23 protein-coding genes are annotated in these 17,189 nt (G+C 65.7%); 9 read left to right on the top strand and 14 right to left on the bottom strand.

Going from position 1 to position 17,189, the window contains the following annotated elements; translation table 11 throughout:
• Window positions 1-48: 48 nt before the first annotated feature.
• The 4 genes from yidD to AQZ52_RS04715 all read right to left on the bottom strand — a co-directional run bounded on the left by yidD (window position 49) and on the right by AQZ52_RS04715 (window position 2,034).
• Window positions 49-261: a membrane protein insertion efficiency factor YidD gene (yidD, locus tag AQZ52_RS04730; protein WP_067906839.1), complete on the bottom strand. Its 213-nt coding sequence runs from the start codon at window positions 259-261 to the stop codon at window positions 49-51.
• Window positions 258-635 carry a ribonuclease P protein component gene (gene rnpA, locus AQZ52_RS04725; RefSeq protein WP_082697690.1) on the bottom strand — a complete coding sequence of 126 codons (378 nt, stop codon included), beginning with the start codon at window positions 633-635 and terminating at the stop codon, window positions 258-260. The genes yidD and rnpA overlap by 4 nt, the downstream gene beginning before the upstream one ends.
• 56 nt (window positions 636-691) lie before the next feature.
• Complete coding sequence (gene rpmH / locus AQZ52_RS04720) at window positions 692-826, bottom strand: 50S ribosomal protein L34 (RefSeq protein WP_058735136.1); 135 nt, start codon at window positions 824-826, stop codon at window positions 692-694.
• A gap of 428 nt (window positions 827-1,254) precedes the next feature.
• Window positions 1,255-2,034 (bottom strand): universal stress protein, encoded by a 780-nt coding sequence (locus AQZ52_RS04715; RefSeq protein WP_067906835.1) that lies wholly within the window; start codon window positions 2,032-2,034, stop codon window positions 1,255-1,257.
• Window positions 2,035-2,179: 145 nt separating this feature from the next.
• Between AQZ52_RS04715 and AQZ52_RS04710 the strand changes: the two genes are divergently transcribed.
• The 4 genes from AQZ52_RS04710 to AQZ52_RS04695 are packed head-to-tail and all read left to right on the top strand — an operon-like array spanning window position 2,180 to window position 4,948.
• Window positions 2,180-2,836 carry an HAD-IA family hydrolase gene (locus AQZ52_RS04710; RefSeq protein ID WP_067906833.1) on the top strand — a complete coding sequence of 219 codons (657 nt, stop codon included), beginning with the start codon at window positions 2,180-2,182 and terminating at the stop codon, window positions 2,834-2,836.
• Between the two features lie 54 nt (window positions 2,837-2,890).
• Window positions 2,891-3,601 (top strand): CoA transferase subunit A, encoded by a 711-nt coding sequence (locus AQZ52_RS04705; protein WP_067906831.1) that lies wholly within the window; start codon window positions 2,891-2,893, stop codon window positions 3,599-3,601.
• A complete protein-coding gene (locus tag AQZ52_RS04700) occupies window positions 3,601-4,260 on the top strand; it encodes a CoA transferase subunit B (RefSeq protein ID WP_067906829.1) in 660 nt (219 codons plus the stop codon). The genes AQZ52_RS04705 and AQZ52_RS04700 overlap by 1 nt, the downstream gene beginning before the upstream one ends.
• 4 nt (window positions 4,261-4,264) lie before the next feature.
• Window positions 4,265-4,948, top strand: a complete 684-nt coding sequence (locus AQZ52_RS04695) for a glutathione S-transferase family protein (RefSeq protein WP_067906828.1) — start codon at window positions 4,265-4,267, stop codon at window positions 4,946-4,948.
• On the opposite strand, the gene AQZ52_RS04690 is transcribed toward AQZ52_RS04695, so the two are convergent.
• Genes AQZ52_RS04690 through AQZ52_RS04675 form a run of 4 tightly spaced genes read right to left on the bottom strand, consistent with a single transcriptional unit; the run spans window position 4,945 to window position 8,496 of the window.
• Window positions 4,945-5,367 (bottom strand): DUF983 domain-containing protein, encoded by a 423-nt coding sequence (locus AQZ52_RS04690; protein ID WP_067906826.1) that lies wholly within the window; start codon window positions 5,365-5,367, stop codon window positions 4,945-4,947. The two genes, AQZ52_RS04695 and AQZ52_RS04690, sit on opposite strands and share 4 nt — an antisense overlap.
• A 40-nt stretch (window positions 5,368-5,407) precedes the next feature.
• Window positions 5,408-6,961 carry a DHA2 family efflux MFS transporter permease subunit gene (locus tag AQZ52_RS04685; RefSeq protein ID WP_067906824.1) on the bottom strand — a complete coding sequence of 518 codons (1,554 nt, stop codon included), beginning with the start codon at window positions 6,959-6,961 and terminating at the stop codon, window positions 5,408-5,410.
• Window positions 6,945-8,015 (bottom strand): HlyD family secretion protein, encoded by a 1,071-nt coding sequence (locus AQZ52_RS04680; RefSeq protein WP_067906822.1) that lies wholly within the window; start codon window positions 8,013-8,015, stop codon window positions 6,945-6,947. The genes AQZ52_RS04685 and AQZ52_RS04680 overlap by 17 nt, the downstream gene beginning before the upstream one ends.
• Window positions 8,008-8,496, bottom strand: a complete 489-nt coding sequence (locus tag AQZ52_RS04675) for a MarR family winged helix-turn-helix transcriptional regulator (protein WP_240481451.1) — start codon at window positions 8,494-8,496, stop codon at window positions 8,008-8,010. Before AQZ52_RS04675 ends, AQZ52_RS04680 begins: the two co-directional genes overlap by 8 nt.
• 129 nt (window positions 8,497-8,625) lie before the next feature.
• On the opposite strand from AQZ52_RS04675, the gene AQZ52_RS04670 reads away from it, so the two are divergent.
• Genes AQZ52_RS04670 through AQZ52_RS04660 form a run of 3 tightly spaced genes read left to right on the top strand, consistent with a single transcriptional unit; the run spans window position 8,626 to window position 10,515 of the window.
• A complete protein-coding gene (locus AQZ52_RS04670; protein ID WP_067906818.1) occupies window positions 8,626-9,252 on the top strand; it encodes a lysophospholipid acyltransferase family protein in 627 nt (208 codons plus the stop codon).
• The gene (locus AQZ52_RS04665) at window positions 9,245-10,030 is read left to right on the top strand and encodes a DUF1295 domain-containing protein (protein WP_067906816.1); all 786 of its coding nucleotides are present in this window, start codon (window positions 9,245-9,247) and stop codon (window positions 10,028-10,030) included. Before AQZ52_RS04670 ends, AQZ52_RS04665 begins: the two co-directional genes overlap by 8 nt.
• On the top strand, window positions 10,012-10,515 hold the full coding sequence (locus AQZ52_RS04660; RefSeq protein WP_067906814.1) for a DUF2306 domain-containing protein: 504 nt from the start codon (window positions 10,012-10,014) through the stop codon (window positions 10,513-10,515). Before AQZ52_RS04665 ends, AQZ52_RS04660 begins: the two co-directional genes overlap by 19 nt.
• 3 nt (window positions 10,516-10,518) lie before the next feature.
• On the opposite strand, the gene AQZ52_RS04655 is transcribed toward AQZ52_RS04660, so the two are convergent.
• On the bottom strand, window positions 10,519-12,318 hold the full coding sequence (locus AQZ52_RS04655; RefSeq protein WP_067906812.1) for a bifunctional metallophosphatase/5'-nucleotidase: 1,800 nt from the start codon (window positions 12,316-12,318) through the stop codon (window positions 10,519-10,521).
• Window positions 12,319-12,444: 126 nt separating this feature from the next.
• Between AQZ52_RS04655 and AQZ52_RS04650 the strand changes: the two genes are divergently transcribed.
• A complete protein-coding gene (locus tag AQZ52_RS04650) occupies window positions 12,445-13,080 on the top strand; it encodes a TetR/AcrR family transcriptional regulator (protein ID WP_067906810.1) in 636 nt (211 codons plus the stop codon).
• 74 nt (window positions 13,081-13,154) lie between these two features.
• On the opposite strand, the gene AQZ52_RS04645 is transcribed toward AQZ52_RS04650, so the two are convergent.
• Window positions 13,155-13,616 carry a thermonuclease family protein gene (locus AQZ52_RS04645; RefSeq protein WP_067906808.1) on the bottom strand — a complete coding sequence of 154 codons (462 nt, stop codon included), beginning with the start codon at window positions 13,614-13,616 and terminating at the stop codon, window positions 13,155-13,157.
• Between the two features lie 169 nt (window positions 13,617-13,785).
• On the opposite strand from AQZ52_RS04645, the gene AQZ52_RS04640 reads away from it, so the two are divergent.
• Window positions 13,786-14,130, top strand: coding sequence for a hypothetical protein (locus AQZ52_RS04640; RefSeq protein WP_067906806.1), 345 nt, complete (start codon window positions 13,786-13,788; stop codon window positions 14,128-14,130).
• Window positions 14,131-14,145: 15 nt separating this feature from the next.
• On the opposite strand, the gene AQZ52_RS04635 is transcribed toward AQZ52_RS04640, so the two are convergent.
• From AQZ52_RS04635 to gluQRS, 4 genes are all read right to left on the bottom strand, one after another.
• Window positions 14,146-15,015 (bottom strand): 3-hydroxyacyl-CoA dehydrogenase NAD-binding domain-containing protein, encoded by an 870-nt coding sequence (locus AQZ52_RS04635; protein ID WP_067906804.1) that lies wholly within the window; start codon window positions 15,013-15,015, stop codon window positions 14,146-14,148.
• 84 nt (window positions 15,016-15,099) lie between these two features.
• Entirely contained in the window at window positions 15,100-15,675 is a 576-nt protein-coding gene (locus tag AQZ52_RS04630; RefSeq protein WP_067906802.1) for a cob(I)yrinic acid a,c-diamide adenosyltransferase, read from the bottom strand.
• Between the two features lie 13 nt (window positions 15,676-15,688).
• Window positions 15,689-15,925, bottom strand: a complete 237-nt coding sequence (locus AQZ52_RS04625) for an HIG1 domain-containing protein (RefSeq protein ID WP_067906799.1) — start codon at window positions 15,923-15,925, stop codon at window positions 15,689-15,691.
• Window positions 15,922-16,776 (bottom strand): tRNA glutamyl-Q(34) synthetase GluQRS, encoded by an 855-nt coding sequence (gluQRS, locus tag AQZ52_RS04620; RefSeq protein ID WP_067906797.1) that lies wholly within the window; start codon window positions 16,774-16,776, stop codon window positions 15,922-15,924. The genes AQZ52_RS04625 and gluQRS overlap by 4 nt, the downstream gene beginning before the upstream one ends.
• Window positions 16,777-17,189 lie beyond the last annotated feature (413 nt).

Below are 17,189 nucleotides of genomic sequence, written 5' to 3'. Positions count from 1 at the left end.
GCCTCGCGTCGTAAATCTTTGGTGCCGAATGCGCCTTGAGGCACCGGCCTAAGGAACAGGATCGTGGCCGTGGCCGCCCCAGGGATGGCAGCGCAATAGCCGCTTCACCGTCAGCCAACCACCCTTAATCGCACCGTGCCGGCCGAGCGCCTCGATCGCATAGTGCGAGCAGGACGGACTAAAGCGGCAGGACGGCGGCAGGAGCACGGACGGACCGAGCTGCCAGAGCCGCACCAGAATGATCAGCAGGCGGCGGATCACTTGCCGCGCCCCTTCGGCTTGCCTCTGGTACCGGGCTTGCGCGGCGGATCGCCCTTGCCCGCAGCGGCGCGGCCGAGGGCCGCCTCTAGCTCCTGACGCAGCAGGTCGAAGTCACGCTCGATCCCGTTTTCCCGGCCGATCAGGACATGGTCTGCTCCGGCGATACCCCGCAATGGCAGCACGTCCCGGGCCAGCGCACGCAGGCGCCGCTTCATACGGTTGCGCGCGACCGCGTTTCCGATGCGCTTGGTGACAGTGACCCCGAAGCGTTGCAAGCCATCAGGCCGCGCCAGCGGGTTCACCAAAAGCACGAAACCGGGCCTTGCGACCCGGATTCCAGTGTTCGCGGCGAGAAAATCGGCGCGTTTCGCGATGATACCGAGCCGCTGGCCCGCCGCAGGTGCTGCGGGCGCGGCAGGTGCCTCAGTGATCAGGCCGACAGCTTCTTGCGGCCGCGCGCACGGCGGGCACGAAGGACCTTGCGGCCGCCGACAGTGGCCGTGCGGGCGCGGAAGCCGTGGCGGCGGGCACGCACGAGGTTGCTGGGCTGGAAAGTGCGCTTCATCGGTTTGCTCTTTTCGTTCGAATCGGTTTGCCCGAGGCCAGCGCATGGCGCAGCCCGGAATCAGGAGCGGGCCGATACGCTGCGAGGCTCTCGCAGTCAAGCTCTGCGGCAGTGGTGAGGGCTTTCCGGCCCAGCCCAACCTGATAGCGTTGACAGAAAAAAGGCCCGGTCGTTGCCAACCGGGCCTGAAAGTTTTGGGAGAGGATGCCTGAAAGGCCATTTTGATATGCAACCATCACCCCCTGTTCGCAAGTGCGAAATGGGCCACAACGGTTGCACTTTTTGCAACAGGCATGGCCTTCAGAGCCGAGAAACCCGAAGTTTGGCCGTCATTACAGCGCCATGACTCCTTGCCGCACCCGCAATGCCAAAACCTGGTGACCCCGAACATTGCACTGCAGCATGCCCCAAGGGGAAGGCCGACGGCCTCAATGCGCGAGGAGCAGGGGCACCTTCGAGCTGTCGAGCAGCGCACGCGACACGCCGCCGAGAAGCAATTCGCGCAGGCGGCTCTTGCCGAACAAGCCCATAACGATGAGCCCCGCGCCGAGTTCCTGCGCCGTTTCGGCAATCGTGGCGGCAATCGCACCGTGCCGTTCCACTTCATGGACTTCGGCATGGATATCGTGGCGCGAGAGGTAGCAGGCCGCGTCACGCGCCGGGAAGCTGTCCTCGTGTTCGCGGACCATGAGGATGTGGACCGCGCTGAAGAGTGTGAGCAGCGGCAGCGCCGCGCGCATCGCGGCGGCCGCCTCGTGCCCACCGTCCCAGGCCAGGAGCACCGGCTTGTCGAACGCGAGCAGCGGGACACCGCGCGGCAGCGCGAGCACCGGACAGCGCGAGCCGAGCGCGATTTCCTCGAGCGCCGGATCATCGAGGCTGGCAACGACCAGATCGGTGAAGCGCGCGGCGGCGGCCACGCCTTCGACCCGACCCTGATCGGTGAGGACGACATCGAACGCAACGTCATCACGGGAAAGCCGCGCATCGAGGTCCCTGGCGAGTTGCTCATCCGCCGCACGCACTTCATTGATCACTTCGGCCGAAAGCGCAGCGCCGCCGAAAGGCTCCCACAGCGCCATCTGGGCAAACGGAGTCGCAATCTGGAACGTGACGTGGCCGCGCAGGGCCCGCGCCAGCGCAAGCGCAGTTTCAACCCGGTCGTCGAGCGTTTCGGCAGTGTCGGCTGGGCAAAGAATGGAGCGCATGGGGGTTCTCCTTGGGCTTGGCTACGCGGATACCACTAGACCCGATCCGGACCGAAGCCCAATGATCCATGTCAAATCCCCGCCCTTGCGCGCGGCGCGGCGACCGCTATGCGCGAAAGGGCGCGAGGATGAGGGAGCGGAGAGGGTGACGGAGCGGACTTTTGCAGCGGTGGTCTTCGATTTTGGCGGCGTGATCACCTCGTCTCCGTTCGAATCGTTCAACCGGCTCGAGGCGGCGCGCGGCCTGCCGCAGGATTTCGTCCGCCGGGTCAACGCGGCCAATCCTGACGACAATGCCTGGGCAAAGTTCGAACGCGCGGAGATCGGCGCGGCGGAGTTCGATGCGCTGTTTGCCGCCGAAGCCCGCGCGGCGGGGCATGACCTTGCGGGCGCGGATGTGCTGGCGGTGCTGGCAGGCACGGTGCGCCCCGCACTGGTGCGCGCGCTGGATCAGCTCACAGCCGCCGGGTACCGGATTGCCTGCATCACCAACAACGTGCCGACGGGCCACGGAGCCGGACTTGCCCGCAGCGATGACCACAGCGATGCGCTGGAGCAGATCTTCGCCCGCTTCGAGCATGTGATCGAGAGCAGCAAGGCCGGCGTGCGCAAACCCGATCCGCGCATCTATCTGATGATGTGCGAGAAACTGGGGCTGGAACCGGCGGACTGCGTCTACCTCGATGATCTGGGCGTGAACTGCAAACCGGCGGCAAAGCTGGGCATGCACGCGATCAAGGTGACGAGCGGCGAACAGGCGCTTGGCGATCTTTCGGCCCTGCTGGGGCTGGCGCTGGGGTGACATCGCGCGTCCGTTCGCTAGAGAAGCGTGACTGACAGAAGGAGCCGGATTCGCGTGGCCAAGAAGCTATATCCCGATGCCGCCAGCGCTCTTGATGGGTTGCTCAAGGATGGCCTGCTGATCGCCTGCGGGGGCTTTGGCCTTTGCGGCATCCCCGAGCGTCTCATCGATGCGGTGCGCGAGAGCGGGGTCAGGGACCTCACGTTCGCCAGCAACAACGCCGGGATCGACAACGAAGGCATCGGCAAGCTGCTGCGCACCCGGCAGGTAAAGAAGATGATCGCCAGCTATGTGGGCGAGAACAAGGAATTCGAGCGCCAGTATCTTGCCGGCGAACTCGAGGTGGAATTCTGCCCGCAGGGCACGCTCGCCGAGCGCATGCGCGCTGGCGGCGCCGGCATTCCGGGCTTCTATACCAAGACGGGCGTCGGCACTCTGGTGGCCGAGGGCAAGGAAGTGAAGAGCTTCCGCGGGCAGGACTACATCCTCGAGGAAGGCATCTTCGCTGATCTGGCGCTGGTGAAGGCGTGGAAGGCAGACGAGACGGGCAATGTCGTGTTCCGCAAGACCGCGCGCAACTTCAACGTGCCGGCGGCAACCTGCGGCAAGGTCTGCGTGGTCGAGGTTGAGGAATTGGTCCCGACCGGCAGCCTCGATCCCGATGCGATCCACCTGCCGGGCGTCTACGTCCAGCGCATGATCGTGGGTTCGCCCTATGAGAAGAAGATCGAGTTCCGCACGGTTCGCAACACGGATGTCGGCTGATGACCAAGCATGATGGACTGACCACGGGCTGGACCCGCGACCAGATGGCCGCCCGCGCCGCGCGTGAGCTGCAGGACGGCTTCTACGTGAACCTTGGCATCGGCATCCCGACGCTGGTGGCGAACCACATTCCCGAAGGCATGACCGTGACGCTGCAGAGCGAGAACGGCATGCTCGGTATCGGGCCCTTCCCGCTCGCGGGAGAGGAAGACGCCGATCTCATCAACGCGGGCAAGCAAACGATCAGCGAACTGCCGCAATCGGCCTATTTCGACAGCGCGCAGAGCTTCGCGATGATCCGCGGCGGGCATATCGACCTTACCGTGCTGGGCGCGATGGAAGTCGCCGAGAACGGCGACATCGCCAACTGGATGGTCCCCGGCAAGATGATCAAGGGCATGGGCGGCGCGATGGATCTTGTCGCGGGCGTCAAGAAGATCATCGTGGTAATGGAGCATTGCGCCAAGGACGGCAGCCCCAAGTTCATCCCGGCTTGCACCCTGCCGCTGACCGGCAAGGGCGTGGTCGACATGGTGATCACCGATCTTGCCGTTTTCGCGCGGGCGGACCACGCCTCGCCGTTCAAGCTGATCGAGCTTGCGCCGGGCGTGAGCGCCGAGGACCTGCGCGCCAAGACCACGGCGCATTACGCGGAGTAGCGCCGTGAGCTATACCCTCATCACCGCCAACCGGAATTATTCGAGCTGGTCGCTTCGCCCGTGGGTGCTGATGAAGGGGCTGGGCATTCCCTTTGAGGACCGCATCGAGCCGTTCACCAAGCCTTCGAACTATGATGAGTTCCGCGCGTTCTCACCCACGGGCCAGGTACCGGTCCTGCTCGACGATGAGACGAAGGTATGGGATTCGTTGGGCATCGTGCTGTACCTTGCGGACCGGCACGAGGGCGTGTGGCCGCAGGATCCCGCCGCGCGCGCCTTTGCGCAGAGCGCCGTTACCGAGATGCACGGCGGCTTTTCGGCGCTGCGCAATGATTGCACGATGAACGTGGGCGTGCGCGTCCAGCCGCGCCCGATGCGCGAGGCGCTGGTGCGCGACGTGGCACGCGTGCGCGAGATCCTCGAGGAGGGCCTTGCGCGCTTTGGCGGGCCGTGGCTGGCGGGTGAGGCGCTCAGCGTGCTCGACGCCTTCTATGCGCCGGTCGCATACCGCATCCGCACCTATGGCCTTGATGTGGGTGAGGGTCGGGCATGGGTGGATCGCGTGATCGCCCACCCTGCCATGCAGGAATGGGAAACCGCCGCGCTGGCGGAGACCTGGCGTGAGGTGAGTCACGAGGAAGAGCTGCTCTCCTGCGGCGCGATTACGGCGGACTATCGCAAGGCTTAAGCCAGATCGTCCGTCTTTTCGCGCGCATTGAGATCGGCCCAGAGGCCTTCGGTGCCCGCCTCGACCGCCTTGTTCACATATTGCGAGGCGGCGAGCCAGCCTTTGAACGGCCGCATTGAGGCAATGCAGCCGAGCAGCAGGATCGGCAGCGAGGTGAACACGTGGACCCACCACGGCGGATCGAACTTGACCTGCACATAAACCACCACGAAGACGAGCGGGAACGCGGTGATACACAGGGCGAAAAAGGCGGGGCCATCGTCGGTCTGCGCATAGCTGTAGTCGAGGCCGCAATGGCCGCAGGTTCTGGCGAGCTTCAGCCATCCGGCGAACATATGTCCTTTGCCGCAGCGCGGGCACTTGCCCTGCCAGCCGCAGCGCAAGATCCACGCGAGCTTCGGGTTCGAAATCAGCGCCATGCCATCGCCGATAGACCTCGCTCGCCCCGCCAGCAACCGCTTAGTGATCGGAGGCCGGCGCCATCTGCGGCGCGCCTCGCGCAGCGGGCTGGCCGGCCTTGACGAAGAACAGCACGGGGATCGCAGCCCAGCACAGCAGCGCCATCATGTAGAAATCGTTGAGGTAGCCGATCATCGCCGCCTGCTTGTTGACCATGCCATCGACTACCCGCATCCCGGCCTCGGATACGCCGCCAAAGGTGGTGATGCGATCGAGATCGAAGGGCACGCTCATCCGCGTGACCCGCGCCGCCATCTCTGCGTGATTAACCTGTACGCCCCGCGCGAGCATGAACGTGCAGACGGCAATGCCGATCGAAGCGCCGATCGAGCGCATCAGGTTGGTGAGGCCCGCCGCGTCGGTGCGCAGTTCGGGTGGCAGGGTGGCAAACGCAATGAGATTGACCGGCATGATGGTGAAGCTGATGCCCACCCCCTGCAGCAATCCGGTCAGGAAGATCGGCGTCATCGGCATATCGGGCGACCAACCGGCCATCAGCCAGAGCGACCAGCCCGAGAGGCCCATGCCGATGGTGAGCGCGATGCGCGGGTCGATCTTCGTGATCCAGCGCCCGAGCAGCGTGATCGAGGCAAGAAGGCCAAGGCCGCGGGGTGCGAGCAGCCAGCCGGCATCAACCGCCGGATAGCCATAGATGCCCTGGAGCAGGCCCGGCAGCAGGGCGAGCACCGCCATCATCACGCAGCCGATGAGGAACATGAAGATCAGGCTGGCAACGAAATTGGCGTCGGCGAACAGGCGGCCCGGAAACAGCGGGCGCTTGGCCGTGACGAGGTGGACCGTGGCCATCCACGCGGTGCAGGCCCAGACCACGGCGTAGGTCACCACCTCGCCGCTGCCGAACCAGTCCTGCGAGGGGCCGCGATCGAGCATGAGCTGGAACGAGGCGAGCGCAAGCGCGACAAGCACCCAGCCGGTCATGTCGATCGGGCGACGGATGGCGGGCTGGCGCGGCAGGAGCCACCACAGCACGCAGCCCGAAGCAATGCCGATGGGCACGTTGATGAAAAACACCCAGCGCCACGAATAGCTTTCGGTGATGTAGCCGCCGAGCAGCGGCCCGGCGATGGGGCCGAGCATCACGCCCTGCGTGAACAGCGCCATCATCTTGGGCCGTTCCTGCGCGGTGCTGGCATTGAGCATCACGGTCTGCGCGAAAGGCGAGAGGAACGCGCCACCGATCCCCTGGATGATGCGGAACGCCACCATCTGACCAAGGTTTTGAGCAAGGCCGCAGAGGATCGACGCAACCGTGAAGGCCACGACCGACAGCGTGAACACCGCACGGATGCCGAACCGATCAACCAGCCAGCCGCCGAGCGGCAGCGCCACGGCGGAGGCCAGCACATAGCTGGTCAGCACCCAGCTGATGGTTTCCTGCGTCGCCGAGAGCGAGGCTTCCATGTGGGGCAGCGCCACGTTGGCAATGGTGGTATCGAGCACCTGCATCACCATCGCCGCCATCACCGCGGTGAACAGCAGCGGGCGATGGTTCACCCGCATCGTGGGTTGCTGGGCGTTACTTGCTGCCGACATGCACCGTCACGTTCGCGCTGAGGCCGGCGATGAGCGGACGATCTCCGCTGGCCGAATCGATGGCGATGCGCACCGGCACGCGCTGGGTAACCTTGACCCAGTTACCGGTGGCGTTCTGCGCGGGGAGAACCGAAAATTCGGAGCCGGTGCCCGCACCGATGCTGTCAACGTGGCCCTTGAGCTTGAGCCCGGGATAGGCATCGAGCTTCACTTCGGCAGGCTGGCCAGGGCGCATGCGTGCAAGGTCGGTTTCCTTGAAGTTCGCCTCCACCCGCGCGCCGCCTTCGCGCACGATGGAGAGCATCGGCACGCCGGTGAACACCATCTGCCCGATCTGCAGACGCGAGACTTGCGTGACACGGCCCGAGACCGGCGCCCGCACCACGGTGCGTGCCAGATCGACCGATGCTTTGGCCCGCAGGGCCTGCGCGGCGGCGACTTGCGGATTGAGCCCCGGCACTTGCGCACCAGTGGCGAGCTGCGCCTGCGCCTTTTCGACTTCGGCGCCGATCGAGGCGAGCCGGTCGCGCGCGGCCGCAACAGCGTGCTGCGCCTCGTCCATGCGCGCGCGGGTGTTGAAACCCCGATCGAGCAGAGCCTTCTCCCGTGCATATTGCGCTTCGGCGAGAGCCAGATCATCGCGCGCACCGGCAACATCGGCGGCGTTGGCGCCAACATCGGCCTGCAGCGCCGTCACCCGCGCCTGAGCGCTGGCAATCTGCGCATCGGCCTGGCGGATGGCGACCTCATAGCTGGCGGGATCGATGCGGAAGAGCACGTCCCCCGCCTTGACCGGCTGGTTCTCGCGCACGTTGACGGCGACCACGAGGCCGTTCACCTCGCCCGCGATCGAGACAATGTCCTGCTTCACATAGGCGTTGTCGGTCGAGACCTCGCCCGGGCTGCCGAACCACCAGAACAGCACACCGCCCACGATCAGCGCGGGCACGACGAGCATGGCGGCAAGGCGCAGCCGCTTGTTGCGGGTCGCCCGGCGGCGCTCGCTCGCGCTGCGTTCCGCCTCGACGGGCTTGAAGGGATCGGCCTCAGCCATGGGCAAGCGCTCCTTCCGCCAGTGGTGTTTCGGGGACCTTTTCGAGCGGGGTTTCCTCGAGCAGGTTGGCGCGTACACGCTCCAGCAGCGCCAGCAGCAGGTCGCGCTCGGCAGGCGTAAAGCCCTGCTGTGCTTCCTCGAAGACATCGGTAGCGCAGATGAACAGCTCGTCGAGCAGGGGCGTGGCGGCATCGGTGAGGAACAGGCGCCAGGCGCGGCGATCATTGGGATCGGCGCGGCGCTCGACCATGCCGGACTTTTCCAGCCGGTCGATCATGCGACCGGCGGTGATCGCTTCCACCTCCAGCCACTGCGCGAGTGCGCCCTGGTTGATTCCGGGAGTGCGGCGCAGCGCGGCAAGCATGCGCCACTGCGGGCCGGTGACACCGAAGCGGCGGCTGACCACGTCGAAGCGCTTGCGCAGCAGGCGGCTGACATCGGAGGTCAGGAAAGCGATGTTGTTCTGCATAGGCACGCACATAATAACTGTGCTTATTATAGTCAATGCAGCCTATAAGGGCAGGCCAAAAGGGCAAGTCCGCTCCGGGCTGGTTCCCCTTCGACAAGCTCTCTCCGCCTCGCTAGACAAAGCCTTGGGGGAGAGCGGCGGATGTACGCAGGAACGGTTGCGCGGGACAGGGAGAGCGGGCAGGCGAGCCTGCCCTCGCGCGTGGTGAAGCGCGCGCTCCTCGGGTTTTACCGGATGCAGGGCTGGAGAGCGATTGGCGCGCCTCCGGCAGGCGGTCGCTATGTGATCATCGCCGCGCCGCACACCTCGAACTGGGATTTCGTCTACTTCCTCGGCCTCGTCAACGAACTGGGGATCGACGCGCATTTCATGGCCAAGGACAGCCTGTTCCGCTGGCCGATGGGCGGCTTCATGCACGACATGGGCGGCATTTCGATCGACCGGTCGGCACGGCACAATGTGGTCGATGCGATGATCGCCGAGTTCGCGCGGCGCGAGCACTTTGCCCTCACCATCGCGCCCGAAGGGACGCGCAGCGCGGTCAACCAGTGGCGCACGGGATTCTATCACATTGCCCTCGGCGCCGGGGTTCCCATGGTGGTGGGGCTGATGGATTATGGCCGCAAGGTTGGCGGGCTGGGCCCGGCAATCATGCCAACGGGGGATTACAAGGCAGATATGCAGCAAGTGGCCGAGATCTACCAGAGCGTGACGCCGAAGCATCCGGAGCGCGGAATCAAGGACTTTGCAGGGATGTTCGATGCTTGAGGGATTGCTGATCAACGCGATCGCGCTGGCGGTCATGATGGCGCTGCTGGCGCGCACGGCCGCCAAGATTGGCGACGTGAGCTTCATCGACGCGGTGTGGGGCGCGGCGATGGCCGTGCTTGCGGCTTCGGCCTGGGCACAGGCGGCGGAAAAGGGCCCGCGCGCCAGCCTGATCGCGGCGATGGCGGTGATCTGGGGGGCGCGGCTGGGCTGGCATCTTTATACCCGCTGGCGCGCGCATGGCGAGGACGTGCGCTATGCCCGGATGCTCGGCAAGGCGCGCAAGGCCGGCAAATATGGTCGGGCTGCAGCGCAGGTCTTCGCGATCCAGGCTGTGCTGCTCTATGTAACCTGCCTGCCCGCGCAGCTCGGTGTGCTGGCCTCCGGCAATGCCGGGATCGGCCCGCTGGCCCTCGCCGGCGGCGCGCTGTGGCTGATCGGTTTCGCGTTCGAAACCATCGGCGATGCCCAACTCACCCGTTTCCGCGCCGATCCTGCCAGCAAGGGCAAAGTGCTTGATACCGGATTGTGGCGCTACACCCGCCATCCCAACTACTTCGGCGACACTTGCGTGTGGTGGGGAATCTGGCTGGCAGCGAGCGACGCAGGCCTGCCGGTGGCGCTGGCCTCGGTGGCGGGGCCGGTTTTCCTGACGTTCACCCTCACCCGCTGGTCGGGCAAGCCGCTGCTCGAAAAGGGCCTCGTCCAGCGCCGACCCGACTATGCCGAATATGTCCGCCGCACATCAGGGTTCATTCCATGGCCTCCCAAACGCTGAAACCGTCCAAGCCGCTTTCCCCGGACCGGCTGGAGCGCGCCCTCGGCTGGGCCGCGCTCGCCCTGCTCGCCGCCGCACTGGCCGCCATCGCGCGCGGCCATGCCGGCTGGGGCATGGTGCCGCCGGCGGTCTGGCTCCATCTGCTGACCGTGATCATCGCCCTCACCTTGACCCCGGTGATCCTGTGGCAGAGGCGGGGAACGCGGCTGCATCGACGGCTGGGATATATCTGGGCGGGAGCGATGTTCATTTCGGCGGTGGACAGCTTCTGGATCCTCGAAACCAACCACGGCCATTTCAGCGTGATCCATCTGCTTTCCGCCTTCGTGGCGGTACAGACCCCGCGCCTCGTTATCACCGCGCGCGCGCACAACCATGCCGCACATCGCAGGACCGTGCGCGGGCTGGTGATCGGCGGCCTGCTGACCGCAGGCGCGCTGACCTTTCCCTTCCATCGCCTGCTCGGGCGCTGGCTGTTCGGCTAGGCCTCAACCGCCCGCGTCGATGGTCCGCGCATCACCTGGCACATCGATCATCGTCTTGCTGCGGAACAGAGCTTCGAACGCCTCGATATCGCTTGGCCCGGTGACCTGACCGCGGCCCGCCTTGAACACCGTGAAACCGTCGCCACCGAGCGCGAGGAAGCCGTTCGTTGTCACCCGGTAGCTGGCGGTGGAATCAAGCGGCTTGCCGTTTAGCGTGATCGCCACGATGCGGCTGCCCACCGGTTGGCGGCGATCATACCGATAGACGAGCCCCGCAGAGGGCGCGAGAACCTGCTCCGGACCCACTGCATCGAAGCCCTGCTCAAGCGCGGCCTTGATTTCGGCCCCGCTCAGCGTTTCGGTGACAAGCGCATTGCCGAAGGGCTGGACGAGATAGAGGTCGCCGAAGGTGATCGTACCGTCTGCCGCCGGGACCAGCGCGGCGCGCACGCCGTAGGGGTTCATGAACGCGATCTGCGCTCCCGCACTCCTGGTTGCAGCCAATTGCGCGTCGGCGATGAGATGGGCAAGCGGCCCGCCGGTGCTGCCGGCCGGCGCTTCGCCGCGGTCAGCCGGACCAGAAAGTTTGCCCACCGGACGCGTCGCGTAGGCCTTCGAGGCATCGACATAGCGCTGGACATAGGCCGCGATATCCGCGCGCGGCGCATAGCCGGGAACGAGCGGCGAGAGCGCCACTGGCCCCCTCGCCGAGGTGAAGGCCTGCGATTGGACGATCAGGTTGCGCGCATGGCGCGTGATCACGCGGTGGGCGGCTGGATCGATGCTGAGCGTGATCTCGGTCAGTTCCTTGCCATAGAGCCCCGCGCTGGTGAGGAGGACGGGACGCGCCGGATCTGCGGTCGGCATTTCGCAGATATAGTCGGCATGCGTGTGTCCGGAGACGACCAGATCGACCCCGGCCGCAAGGCGGGCGAGGATCGGCTCGATCTCTCCGGCCAACCCGGTGCAGCCATTGGGATCAGGTGCGCCCGTCTGCTTGCCGCCTTGGTGGATCAAGACGACGATGGCATCGGCACCCTGCGCTTTCAATTTCGGCACTTCGGCGTTTATGGTGTCCGCCTCGTCGGCGAAGGTCACCTCGGCGATTCCCGCCGGATTGACGAGCATCGGCGTGCCCCGCAGCGTCAGACCGATCACGCCGATCTTCACTTGTGCCGCACCGCTTCCGAACGTGCGGATCGCACTGGCGGGAAAGAGCGGGGTGCCGCTGGCGGTCAAAGTGCTGGCAGCGAGATAGCGGAAGCGCGCGCCCGCGAAGCGTTCGAGCTGGCACGGCTCGCGCGCGGTGAGCTTCTCGCAGCCGCCCGCCTGCATGCGCTGCAGCTCGCGCGTGCCGCGATCGAACTCGTGATTGCCGACGGCTGCATAATCGAGGCCGAGCCGGCTCAGCACTTCGATCGACGGCTCGTCGAGGAACAGCGAGGAGGCGAGCGGCGAGGCGCTGATGAGATCGCCCGCCGCCACGGTGAGCGAGAGGGGGTGCCGGGCGCGCAGGGCATCCAGCGCAGTGGCGAGCCAGGCCGCACCGCCGGCAGGGACTTGCGCCGTGCCGCCCTGCCCGTCGGGCATGCCGACGCTCTGGCGCGGCGGTTCGAGATTGCCGTGGAAGTCGTTGAAGGCGAGCACGGCCACTTCGACCGGCGCGGCCGGCCCCGGACCCGGTGCCGGAGCGAAAGCCACGCCCGCGCCCCCACGCTGCGCGGCGCAGGCGGACAGCAGCATGGAGAGCGCCAGCGAGGCGGCCAGCACGCGCAAGGGTTGGAGGTTGCCCGGCAGTGCCATTGTTCGTTCTCCTTCCGCCCCGACCAGCGCCGATCCGGACTCGATCAATTGCCCGCCGCGGAATTGAAACCGGCCGGGGCAATGCCTAGTATGACCTTTAGGCCTTCCCGGCGACAGGATCATAACATGCCCCCCGCGCAGTCCGATATCGAAGCCGCACGGGCCCGCCTGGTCGAGATGACCTGCGCACTGATCGAAGAGCGCGGCGGGCAGGCGCTGACGATGCAGGAAGTCGCGCTGCGGGCGGGGATGTCACCCGCGCAAGTGCAACGCTATTTCGAAAGCCGCGAGGCGCTGCTGGAGGCCGTGGCGGAATACTGGTTCCGGCCCAAGGTTGCGATCATGGAGGACGTGGTCGCCTGCGATCTCCCGCCCCGCCGCAAGATGTACGAATTCTTCGCACGCCGCTTCGTGATGATGCGCGATGCCTATCGGGCCGACCCGGTGGCGCACGGAATGTACGTCGAGCTGGGCAACGAATATTTCGAGCAGGTACGCAGCTATGTCGACCTTGCCGATCACTACCTCAGCATGATCATTGCCGAGGCGATGGGCGAAGGCTTCTTTGCCGGGCTGGAGATCGACATGGCGCTCAGCCTGATCAACCAGATGGTCGCACCCTATTGCAATATCGGCGTCATGGGCATCCTGATGGATCGCCTGACCGAGGAGAAACTGGCGCGGATCATCGATGCCGCATTCGACGGGCTTTCGGCGCAGGATCGCGGTGCAATGGGGGTCAGCGGACTGCGCGCAGCCTAGCTTGCAGCGCCAGGGCCCCCGCGCGCTGTGAGGCGAAACCGGGCCGGTGCTGTAACCGAAGCGACCCTTCCGGATCAGACCGCGCACCAGTCCCCGCGGCGGCCGTGCCAGTGTTCGGCGAGGCCTTCGCGTTCCAGAACCTCGCCGAGACTGCGTCCGCCGCGCCGCACCACGCGCAGCGCGCGGCCATAGCGATCCGTCTCGCGCCCATCGATCGCAAGAGTGAAGGGCCCGGCATTGAGGAGGTCGGTCAGCCGCCGCGTCGCCGCTTCCGCCAGCCGCGCTTCGCTCGCGCAGGAGGGATGCCCCAGTTCGGGCGCGTTTATATCGGCAATGCGGATCTTGAGGCCGCGGTACCAGAACGTGTCACCATCGACGACGCAGGTGACCCGCGCCGGCCCCTCGCAGCGGGAGAAGATCGCGGCCTCGCGGTCAGACGGTGCAGGCGAGGCGGCGCCCCATGCGGGCAGCGCGAGACTGCCGGGGACCAAGGCGGCCAGTACGGCCAGCGGGAGGGCGTGAGGCTTGTGCGTCATGCCCCGGGAGTGGTCTATTTTCCCGCTTTGTTCTATTCCGAAAATTACCTACAGAACAATATCTTAGTGAGATATCATAGGGTATTTACATCCGTTTCGGACCGCTTTGATCTTCCTTAACCACGCGGTCGGTACACCACGCGGGCGCAACTGGACGGATCTTCGAACCGTGTACGAACTGCTCTTCCGCAGCCGCTGGTACGCCCTGATCTGGGCCCTGTTCATGGCGGCGAGCGCCATCATGTTCACCACCACCGGCGCCGGTGCATGGCTGACCAGCACGCAGAGCGAAAGCCAGACCAGCCGCGAAGCGCGCGAAGGCCAATTCCGCAAATGGGCGGAAGACGACCGCCGCCGCAGCATCGACGATCAGGGCTACGATCCTTCCAGCCCGGACCGCGTGCGCGACGGCACGCCGGGACGCGAGGACCTGGTAGACCCTTCGCGCCGACCTGCCCCCTTTGCGGCGGACGACACCGACGATGCGCCTGCCGACGGTGCCGACAGCCCGTAACGCCGATCCGGCAGATCAGCGGGTCGGGACAGGAACCTCGCCGCTGTAGTCGTAGAAGCCGCGGCCCGACTTGCGGCCGAGCCAGCCGGCCTCGACATACTTCTGCAGCAGCGGCGCGGGGCGGTACTTCGGGTCCCCGGTCGAGGCGAGGTAGATCTTCATGATCTCGAGCAGGGTATCGAGCCCGATGAAGTCCGCCAGTTCAAGCGGGCCCATCGGATGATTGAGCCCCAGCTTCACACCCTTGTCGATATCCAGGATCGAACCGGTGCCAGACCCCAGCACGAAAGCCGCTTCGTTGATGAAGGGGACGAAGATGCGGTTGACGATGAAGCCCGGCTCATCCTGCGAGAGCACGATTTCCTTGCCGATATCGGCGACGAAGCCTCGGACGGCCTCGATCGTGCTCACCGAGGTGGCAAGGCCGGGGATGACTTCGACCAGCTTCATCAGGGGCACGGGATTGAAGAAGTGGATGCCGATAAAGCGCGCGGGATCGGGTGAGGAAACCGCCATGCGGGTGATCGGGATCGACGAAGTGTTGGTAGCCATGATCGCGCTGGCGCCGAGATGCTTGCCCGCTGCCTCGAAGATCTTGTGCTTGATGTCCTCGCGCTCGGTCGCCGCCTCGATCACGAGATCAGCCTCACCAAGGCGGGCGTAGTCGCCGACAGGGGTTATCCGCGATACGGTGGCGACCGCGTCTTCGGCAGGGATCTTGCCCCGCTCGGCCAGCTTCATCAGGCCTTTCTCGATCTTGCCGTGCGCGGCTTCTGCCACGGCGAGCGAGATATCCGAAAGCAGCACGCTCTTGCCCGAGGCGGCCGCAACCTGGGCGATGCCCGAACCCATCTGCCCTGCGCCGATGACTGCAATTGTCTGCATGAAACGAACCCCCCGTGAATGCACTTTGCGCGCTGACTAGTGGGGATTGGCGCGCGAGGGAAGCTGCGGAATTGAGAGGATCGGCTAGCGCGAGGCGCCAGGCACCCACAGCGGATCCTTGCCGGCATTGATCGCGCGGGCGAGGACAAAGAAATAGTCCGAAAGCCGGTTGAGATAAGCGAGCGCCGCGGGATTCACCGGCTCCGAAGCGGCAAGCGCGGTGGCCGCGCGCTCGGCGCGGCGGGTGATGGTGCGGGCGAGATGGACGCGCGCCGCGCCTTCGCTGCCGCCGGGCAGGATGAAACTGGTCAGCGGCGGAAGCTGGGCGTTGAGCGCATCGATTTCCGCCTCGAGCCGTTCGGGCTGGGCCGGGACGATGCGCAGCACCATTTCGGAAGGCGTGAAATCGGCCCCGCCGATATCGCCCAGCGGTGTCGCAAGATCGGCGCCGAGATCGAACAGGTCGTTCTGAATTCGCCGCAGCGGGGCAGCGCGATCGGCCTCGAGCGCAAGCGCGGCGAAACCGACCATGCTGTTGAGTTCATCCACCTCGCCGATCGCCTCGAGCCGCAGATCGTGCTTGGCGCGGCGCGAGCCGTCGACGAGGCCCGTCGTGCCGTCATCGCCGGTGCGCGTGTAAATCTTGTTGAGCTTGACCACGAGACGGGTGGGTTCAGCGGCCGCCGTGGGTGAACAGCAGCAGCACCGCGACCACGGCCACGGCAAGACCCTGATACTTGATGCGGTTGAACATCATCTTGTTCTGCAGCAGCTGCATTTCGGTTGCGCGCGTGCCGTCGCCTTCCAGATCAGCCTTGGTGGTGCTGAGGAAAGCGCCGATGCCGCGCAGGAGTGACCAGACGGTAAGCCCCATCAGGATGAGGATCACGGGAACAAGGAGCAATGTCATGGCGCAAGGTCTAGGCTGTCATCGAGCGAAACACCAGTGTCAAAGCGGGTAGCGCGCAGGGCTTCCGCCAGCGCGCGGCCATCCTCCCCGGCGCGGCGGCGATCCGCGAGCGAGGGTGCGTCCCGGCGCTTGGCGAGCTTGCGGCCATCAGGGCCGGTAAGCAGCGGGTGATGATGCCAGCGCGGCTCGGGAAGGCCGAGCAGGACTTGCAGCAGACGGTGGATATGCGTCGCGGCAAACAGGTCGGCCCCGCGCGTGACCACGGTCACGCCGTCCTCGGCATCATCGAGCGTGGCGGCAAGATGATAGCTGGCCGGCGCATCGCGGCGCCAGATCACGACATCGCCGAGCATGGCTGGACGCGCACCCTGCGGTCCGCGGCGTTCATCGAACCAGGTTAGCGGTCCCGCCAGTTCGGACGCCTGCTCGACGTCGAGCCGCCAGACCGGATCGGGGCACGCCAGAGGCGGATTGCGCAGGCAGGTGCCGGGATAGATCGGCCCGTCCGGCCCATGGAGGGTGGCGGCAGCGGCCACTTCGGCGCGGGTGCAGCGGCACGGATAGAGGAGGCCCATCGCGCGCAGATTGTTTGCTGCCTCGCGGTAGCGTTCAATACGGGTCGACTGGGCAGGGACCTCCTCAAACGCCAGACCAAGCCAGGCGAGGTCGGCGCGAAATTCGTCCGCGAGTTCCGATCGGCTGCGCGCGCCGTCGATATCTTCGATGCGCAGGAGAAAACGCCCGCCTGACTGCGCGGCGCGATCGTGGGCGACGATGGCGGCATAGGCATGGCCCAGATGCAGCGGGCCATTCGGACTGGGCGCAAAGCGGGTGATGATCGGACCGGTCATGCGCGCCAGCTTTAGCCGCACGGCCCGAAAACAAAAACGGCTGCCTTAAAGGGTAAGGCAGCCGTTTTCCGGTGGAATCCCGTCCTGCGGGATAACGCTCACGTCAACGCGCTCAGACGAGCGTGGCGCCGAAGAACATGCCGCTGATGCCAGCAGCCAGAACGAGCGAAACGATGGCCGAAGTGATATTACGCATAGTGTCCTCCTGTTTTGGGCTCTTTCAGGGGACCTCTCCCGTTCTTCTCGCGCCGGCAGGGTGGTGGATTGCGCAGTGCGTTTGGAACGAGGGCGCAAATAGCCTTTCCGACGCGTGCTGCAAGTGCGAACGAGGCAAGTACAGTTGCAATATACGCAACCAATCCTGATTCACTACTGATATATTGAAATATCAGGCTTTTCCGATCCAATGCCCT

The sequence above is a fragment of the Novosphingobium fuchskuhlense genome (assembly GCF_001519075.1).
GTDB lineage: Bacteria > Pseudomonadota > Alphaproteobacteria > Sphingomonadales > Sphingomonadaceae > Novosphingobium > Novosphingobium fuchskuhlense.
Note: the sequence above shows the minus strand (reverse complement) of the source record. Positions and strands in the feature narration are given on the sequence as shown.